Here is a 6,541-nt window from a genome sequence, read left to right as displayed (position 1 = left end):
CTCTTCAACATCGCCGGCGCTGCATTCGATCGCCTGGCCGCGCCTTACGGGCCGCCCCTGTCCAGCATCGTCGATGCGCTGTTTCAGTCGGCGCTGGCAGCGCAGCCGCCCGAGGATCTGCGCCAGATCATCGAAGAGCGACGCGCAACGCAGCAGCGGAGAAGCTCGGTCACGGCCGATGCACTCGCGCAAGAGAAAGCCATTCGAGCTGGCCGATCGCATGTGGCATGCCGCCGGCGCGCACACCAGCGAGTGCCAATCAAAGCCGCCGAGCTGTACCGCGGCGTGGTCGCGGCGCGCGCGCAGTCTGGCCTGTCGGCGGGCTTGGTGCTGGCGCGCTTGAATCTTGCCATCCCAAAAACCCTCGAGCAGCGCGTTGGCCAGCGCGCCGTGGGTTGCGCAGGCTTGACGTTGCGCTTTGGCCGATGCGGGCTGGGCCCGGCGGTTTTTGGATGGTGAAGTTCAAATCGGCACCAAACGAAATCGGCCTACAACCCTCGCCAACGCTCGATCTCAGGCTCGGCGGGGATCATTTAACCGGACAGTAGTGAAGTGCTCCTATTTATCAAACTTCGTAGGTTAAGCCGACGCTCATTGGTTCCAGAGGGTTTTCCTTTGATGAGGTCGCGGTGCCGATTCTCAGGTACTGGGCCGATCGTGCGGGGACCGTTGAGCTGCGATCAGGCGGGTTGCGCCAGCGGGCGCTCGCATGCCGGCGCCCAGGGTGGCGCCCGCGCTTGCAGTCCCAGGTGCGTGAGGATCCGCTCATACTTCGACAAATACCGTCTCACCGTCGGTGCGCCGGTACACGCCGTGCAGCACCAGGCAGCGAAGGTGAATGTTCAGGCGTGACCGCGCCGCTGTCGGCCTGTTCGGCCTTCAGCCCGGCCTGATCGAGCAGGAAACGAGTGATCACGCGATGCACGACCTGCAGCACCGGTGTCACCAGTTGCGGCTGCGCGGCCAGCAGCAGCCGCAGCGAGGCTCCCGCGTCGCCATGGCGCACGGCCGCGCCGCCCGCGGCAATCACACAACGGCACGGGCATTCGGCTTGCCAGACACCAGGCAACGAGGGGTCTGATGTGCTGACAACTGTCGCTGCCGCTGCTGCGGCCTCTGCGTCGACGGCGCCCAAGCCGGTGTTGCCGATGCTGTTGATCGGCATCGTTCTGGTGGTGACGTTCGCCCTGATCGCGCTCGAGCGGTTGCACAAGACGCTCGCAGCTGTGCTCGGCGCGGTGGTTGCCGTCGCACTCGCGTTGCTGCTTGGCGTCTTTGGCGGCGAGCACCCGTACCAGAGGGTGCACGATTTCATTGAGCACGATCTCGCTGATCGGCGTCATCGTCGGCACCTCGGTCGTCGTCGCCATCGCCGCGGATTCGGGCTTGTTTCACTTCCTGGCGGTGCGAATCGTCAAGCTGACGCGAGGTGACCCGAGGAAGCTCCTGCCGGCGGTCATGGCGGTGACCATCGCCTTCGTGACCTTTCTGACGATCGCGCCCGGCGTGCTGATCATGGCCTCGCTGGTGCTGGTGATCACCAAGGCGCTCGGCGACGATCCGAAGCCCTACATCATCGCGGTCGCGATCGGCGCGAACTCAGGCGCGCTGATGACCTTCGCCTCCGGCATTCCGACATTGATGATCGGCACCTCGGCCGGCATTCCCTACGTACAGTTCCTGATCGTCTCGGCGCCGCTGGCGCTGCTCTCGGCGCTGCTCGCGTTCTTCGTGATCCGGTTCTTCTATCGCGGCTCGCTCGGCACCGGCGATTCAAAGCAGCTCGCGGCGCGGGCCGAGAAGGTCGCCGGCTTCGACGAATGGGCGCTCGTCAAAGACCGATCGTTGTTCTATCGCTCCGCCGCCATCCTGGGGGCGACCATCGTCGGTTTCGCGCTGGCACAAGCGCTCGGCGTCGGCCTCGACTTCATCGCCTTCAGCGGCGCTGTGGCCGCACTGCTGTTCTCGGGGTTTCCGCCCGATGAAGCGATCAAGAAGGTGAAGTGGCCGATCATCTTGTTCTTCGTCGGTCTGTTCGTGTTGATCGGCACCGTGCAGGAAACCGGCTTGCTCACCTTGATGGCGGGCGGCATCTATGACTTGGCCGGCGGGCAGATGGCGCCGGTCATCGCCATGATCACGCCGTTCGTGTTCGTGACCGCCGGCATCGTCGACAACATCCCGGTCGCGGCGACGATGATCCCGGTGGTGAACACGATGATCGAGCGCGGGATGCAGGCCGAGCCTCTGTGGTGGACGCTGATCGCCGCTTGCAACCTCGGCGGCAACCCGACCCCCGTGGGCTCGATCGCGGCCGTGATCGCGCTGCATGCGCTGGAAAAGGAGCGCGGCATCCGCATCGGCTGGGGCGAATACCTGAAGGTCGGTGGCGCGGTGACCGTGCTGCAGATTTTTCTGGTTCTTGCCTACATCTACACGTTCTGGGCCTTCGATCTTTTTCCGGCGCTGCCGTCCTAACCGCCCATGACAACCGCGCAAAGGCTTTGCATGTCCGACAGCATGAAACCCGATGACCGCGAGCTGAGCGCGTCGATTCACGACTTCGAGGCCGCGTTGTCGGCCAAGCACTTCGAGCTGAAGCTGCCGGCGCTCGACGTGATCCTGGCGGCGATCGACGGGTCGAACCAGAGCGCGATGGTGCTTGGACTCGCTGCCCAGATTGCGAGGCGAGCGTCGACAAGGCTCCATGTGGCGTACATCCATGAGGGCGCGGCAAACGCCGAAAGCGATGCCTTCCTGTCGCAACAGGTGGCGCGCTTGGTCGCCGAAGGCATCGAGGCGGTGGCGCTGGCCCGCGAGCCCGATAGCTCACCGCCGTACGCGCGCATCATCGCTGCCGCCGATGCGCTCGACGCTGACCTGGTGATCGTGTCGGCGCCGTTCCTCGAAGACTTCGCCGCGCTCGGCAGCGACAGCATCGGCGTCACGCTCGACAAGCTGATGACGCAGGCGCGGCCGCTGCTGGTCGTGCGCGAGCCTCGCGACGATCCGGCCGAGAGCCTGAAGCCGGTGCTGCTGCCTTTGTCGGTCCACGTCCAGGAAAACCCCCTCGCAGCGGCCTGGGCGCTGCGCTTGATCGGCGACGGCGGCACGATCCGTCTCGTCGCGGTGGTCGAAGACGACGTCATCGAGGCCGCCGCCGAACTGATCGGTGAGCACGGGGCCGCCGATCTCGACCTCGACCATCTGGCCCGGCTCGACCGGCCCGAAGTCGCCGGGCTGATCGCCGAGATGCACCGCCAGGCTCAGAAGCGTTCGCTCGGCTGCCATGTCAGTGTTCGCCGCGGTGATCTGGTCGCGCAGGTGATCGAGCTGGCAGAAGAGGGTCAACGCTTGATCGTGACCGGGCGCGACACCGATCCGGGCAGCAGCTCCTACCGCAATGTGCAGGCGCTGATTCGGCGCGCACGCGATCCGGTGCTGGTCGTGTAGCGTCGCCTGGTGCGCCGGCAAAGGCAGGCGGGTTCGTCGCTCCCGTCGCTCATGTTTCCCCTGCGGCAGCCGTCTCAGCGCGGGTCGGGCACGAACCGAGGGAACGGCTCCGGCGCCCGCACCTTGACGAATTCGTTGCCGTTCGACAGGTTACCCCGTTAGGCGACGACTCCCTGCGCAAGCCGGTCGCCGCGCGCCAGCCACGGCACGCGCCTTGCCCATATCACCCTTCCCAAGGCGCGATGAAAGGATCTCCCGATGCCCGATTCAGGAAAATCCTCTGGCCCCGGCAGCCCGTTGAAGGAACGCAAGGACGCCGCCAAGGAGCGCGAAGGCCGCGACCAACTCGAACCGCAGCTGCCCGATGCCGATGGCGGCGTCGACGGCGAAGGCACGTCGCCGGGCCGCAGCACCACGCGTGCGCGGCATGCCGAACGCGACGCTCACACGCCGAACGACCCCGACTGAAGCGTGAACCCCGCGCGCCGGCGCAGTGTCGGCTGCCATCCGGCAGCGCGAACATCAATGCTGTGGCTAGCCGAGACGTTGCCAGCGGCCACAGCAGGACGGGGCGGCGCGGCTGTCCTCGGCCACCTGATCCGTCAGAACGGAAGCGGCAGCGCCGCTGTGCTTGTGCGCATGCTGGAGGTCTTCACCGCAGTGGCGACGTTTGAGCGAAACCAAGCGCGACTGCAGTCGCTGCAGCGACATGCGGATCTGGTCGTCGGCGATGCGCGGCGTCGCATCGCGACGCCTGCCGATCTGGATGACGTTCTCCAGCGCGCAGAACATTTTCAGGCCATGCGGCTGTCGGGGCCCCTGGCTGTGCTCTCGGAATCGAAGCGCGCGACAGCGGCGTAATTCCCGCGTGCCCTCACTCCGTGAGGCTCCGATGTGCGTCGCCGCAGGATTTTCTGCGGAAATGGCTGTCATTGGGATTTCGGCTAATGCAGCCTGTCCGTGCTGCCGGGTCGCACATGAGTGCATCACGCCGCAACACGGTTGAGAAAAGAAGGAAGGACTCCTAAGCCGCGTTCTGTGGTGGCCGCGCGCGACGGTGGGCGTCGAAGAAACAAGGCATTGATCGCCAGTGCGAGCACCGTACATTGAGGGCGTGCGAATGTTGCAGCTCGGCGCCGCCTCGTCTGCCTAATGTGATCGCGCCTCAGCGTTGCGCTTGCGTTGGCCGATCGCATTCCCGACGTTCTGCTTGCCGCCGGCGTGTCGTTCATTGAGCACGTTGATCTCCGATCCAAACAGGATGGCAAACCCTGCAATGAAGAGCCACATCATCAGCACGATGACCGCGCCGACGCTGCCGTAGGTGGCGGCGTAGTTACCAATGCTTTGGGTGTACCAGGCAAAAGCCAGCGATGCGACCAGAAGCACGACGACGCCGACGACGCTGCCTGCCGTGATGAACTTGTATCTCTGCTTGACGTTCGGGGCAAGGTAGTAGATGAGGGAGAACGCCAGCAGCAGCGCTGCCAGGATGATCCCCCAGCGAAAGACGGTGAAGAACGCCAGCAGCGCGCCGCCGATGCCGAAACGCGAGCCCAGCCACTCCTGGATCTGGCCGCCCAGAACGATGAGCGAGAAGCCGCCCAGGACCAGCACCACAAACAGCAGGCTCAGTGCCATCGCCACGAGCCGGGCTCGCAGGAAGCCGCGCCCTTCGTCGACGCCATAGGTGATATTGAGCTGCTGCATGATGGCGTACATGCCGGTGGAGGTGGCCCACAGCGCAGCAAGAAGGCCAAACGAGAGCAGGCCGCCACGCTGTTCTTGTGTGACCTCTTGAACGACACCCGCGAACATGTCAGCGGCGCTCGCCGGCAGCGCCTGGCGCAGCAGATCCATGATTGCCTGATCGACGTTCGCGATGGGCAGGTACGGGATAATCGCCAGCACGAAGATCATCGCCGGAAAGATCGCCAGCATCAGGTAGAAGCCCAGCACCGCAGCACCGTTGAGGATGTCGTCGTCATCAGTTTCTCGATACAGCTCTTTCAGAAACTGCCTGGTCATCGCGAGTATTGACATCTGCCTGCTCCTTGTTCTCGACGTCGGGAGCCCTGAGTAAACGAGTGCTCCCCCTGGATCCGACTCCCCGAGCACCTCTGCTGAGATCATCTCAAGCGGCGCCAGTGCCGGCAGTGCGGACCGCTCTTTCGTCGCCATCGTTGCGCTCGCCCACGGGCACCGCCAAGATTGTTCTGGCCATGTCGGCTGGCGCCGGTGACCAGGGCCTTCTGACCTTCGAGCGGGCGTCCGCAGGGGCTCATCGAATCCTCATGGGAGACGGGAGAAAAGCGCGACGACTCTTCTCGACAGCGCGCCGAACAGCTTCGGTTTGTAGAACTCGCCGGCCACCGCCTTGTTGACTTCGCCGAGTGTCGGGTAGGGGGCCATCATGCGCGCCACGTCCTTGAGCTTCAAGCCGGCGCCGATCGCCAGCACCCACGCATGAGCAAGTTCGCCGGCGTGTGCAGCCAGGATCGAGACGCCGAGGACGCGCCCGTTGTGGTGGGCGACGAGCCGGATCGACCCTTGCGCCGCGCGCTCTGTCCGGGCCCGATCGTTGGCGCTGAGTTCGACCTGCAGCGTGCGCACGTCGCCGCCGTGCTGCTTGCGGGCCTCGTCTTCGCCCAGGCCGACGTGCGCCAGTTCGGGGTCGCAATAGGTCACCCAGGGGAGCGACGCGTAGTCGGTCTTGGCGTACGGAACGAGCAGTGCGTTCTGGACCGCGATGCCGGCTTGGTAGCCGGCCACGTGCGTGAACTGCGGCGCCTTGGCGACGACATCGCCGATCGCGTAGACGCCGCGCGCGCTAGGGCCTGTTAACACAACCGCAGTCCATCCGCGATCAGCGCGAAGCTGATGAAGCCGAGGAACATCACATCGAGCTTCTCGAAGCGAGAGAAGATGCGACGCGAGGGTCATGTCGGCAATGGCCGCGTTCGATAGCCCTTGAGTCGGCGGAACAGTCGCTCGACTTCGTTGCGCCGCTTGTACATCTGGCGGTCGTACTCCCAGGGCTCGATCCTGGTACTGAGCGGCGGCACGACTGGGATGAAGCCCAGATCGA

Annotated in this window: 9 protein-coding genes and 1 pseudogene; 5 read left to right on the top strand and 5 right to left on the bottom strand. The window is 65.0% G+C overall.

The features are described from left to right. A partial coding sequence (locus tag H0W38_RS13610) for a hypothetical protein (protein ID WP_292454927.1) occupies positions 1 to 459 on the top strand: 459 nt, incomplete at its 5' end. Between the two features lie 328 nt (positions 460 to 787). Here H0W38_RS13610 and H0W38_RS13605 read toward each other — a convergent pair. Beyond that, positions 788 to 1,135: a hypothetical protein gene (locus tag H0W38_RS13605; protein WP_292454924.1), complete on the bottom strand. Its 348-nt coding sequence runs from the start codon at positions 1,133 to 1,135 to the stop codon at positions 788 to 790. Positions 1,136 to 1,139: 4 nt separating this feature from the next. On the opposite strand from H0W38_RS13605, the gene H0W38_RS13600 reads away from it, so the two are divergent. The 4 genes from H0W38_RS13600 to H0W38_RS13585 all read left to right on the top strand — a co-directional run bounded on the left by H0W38_RS13600 (position 1,140) and on the right by H0W38_RS13585 (position 3,921). Next, positions 1,140 to 1,433 carry a hypothetical protein gene (locus tag H0W38_RS13600; protein ID WP_292454923.1) on the top strand — a complete coding sequence of 98 codons (294 nt, stop codon included), beginning with the start codon at positions 1,140 to 1,142 and terminating at the stop codon, positions 1,431 to 1,433. Then, on the top strand, positions 1,315 to 2,478 hold the full coding sequence (locus tag H0W38_RS13595) for an SLC13 family permease (RefSeq protein WP_292454920.1): 1,164 nt from the start codon (positions 1,315 to 1,317) through the stop codon (positions 2,476 to 2,478). Before H0W38_RS13600 ends, H0W38_RS13595 begins: the two co-directional genes overlap by 119 nt. A gap of 42 nt (positions 2,479 to 2,520) precedes the next feature. Next, positions 2,521 to 3,453: a universal stress protein gene (locus H0W38_RS13590; protein ID WP_292454918.1), complete on the top strand. Its 933-nt coding sequence runs from the start codon at positions 2,521 to 2,523 to the stop codon at positions 3,451 to 3,453. Positions 3,454 to 3,711: 258 nt separating this feature from the next. After that, positions 3,712 to 3,921: a hypothetical protein gene (locus tag H0W38_RS13585; protein ID WP_292454916.1), complete on the top strand. Its 210-nt coding sequence runs from the start codon at positions 3,712 to 3,714 to the stop codon at positions 3,919 to 3,921. 66 nt (positions 3,922 to 3,987) lie between these two features. Here the strand turns inward: H0W38_RS13585 and H0W38_RS13580 are convergent, their stop codons facing one another. The 4 genes and pseudogenes from H0W38_RS13580 to H0W38_RS13565 all read right to left on the bottom strand — a co-directional run. Beyond that, on the bottom strand, positions 3,988 to 4,386 hold the full coding sequence (locus tag H0W38_RS13580; RefSeq protein ID WP_292454900.1) for a hypothetical protein: 399 nt from the start codon (positions 4,384 to 4,386) through the stop codon (positions 3,988 to 3,990). A 216-nt stretch (positions 4,387 to 4,602) separates the two neighbouring features. Further along, positions 4,603 to 5,496 carry a YihY/virulence factor BrkB family protein gene (locus H0W38_RS13575; RefSeq protein ID WP_292454897.1) on the bottom strand — a complete coding sequence of 298 codons (894 nt, stop codon included), beginning with the start codon at positions 5,494 to 5,496 and terminating at the stop codon, positions 4,603 to 4,605. A gap of 249 nt (positions 5,497 to 5,745) precedes the next feature. Further along, positions 5,746 to 6,300, bottom strand: coding sequence for a hypothetical protein (locus H0W38_RS13570; RefSeq protein ID WP_292454894.1), 555 nt, complete (start codon positions 6,298 to 6,300; stop codon positions 5,746 to 5,748). Continuing rightward, positions 6,294 to 6,541 (bottom strand): annotated as a pseudogene (locus tag H0W38_RS13565) (hypothetical protein); the annotation flags it as partial. The gene H0W38_RS13570 and the pseudogene H0W38_RS13565, both read right to left, overlap by 7 nt.

The sequence above is a fragment of the Methylibium sp. genome, assembly GCF_013817365.1.
Classification (GTDB): domain Bacteria; phylum Pseudomonadota; class Gammaproteobacteria; order Burkholderiales; family Burkholderiaceae_C; genus Methylibium.
Note: the sequence above shows the minus strand (reverse complement) of the source record. Positions and strands in the feature narration are given on the sequence as shown.

Excerpts from the sequence above, each read along its gene's own strand:
- H0W38_RS13590 (WP_292454918.1), top strand. The coding sequence starts at position 2,521 with ATGAAACCCGATGACCGCGAGCTGAGCGCGTCGATTCACGACTTCGAG.
- H0W38_RS13585 (WP_292454916.1), top strand. The coding sequence starts at position 3,712 with ATGCCCGATTCAGGAAAATCCTCTGGCCCCGGCAGCCCGTTGAAGGAA.
- H0W38_RS13580 (WP_292454900.1), bottom strand. The coding sequence starts at position 4,386 with ATGACAGCCATTTCCGCAGAAAATCCTGCGGCGACGCACATCGGAGCC.
- H0W38_RS13575 (WP_292454897.1), bottom strand. The coding sequence starts at position 5,496 with ATGTCAATACTCGCGATGACCAGGCAGTTTCTGAAAGAGCTGTATCGA.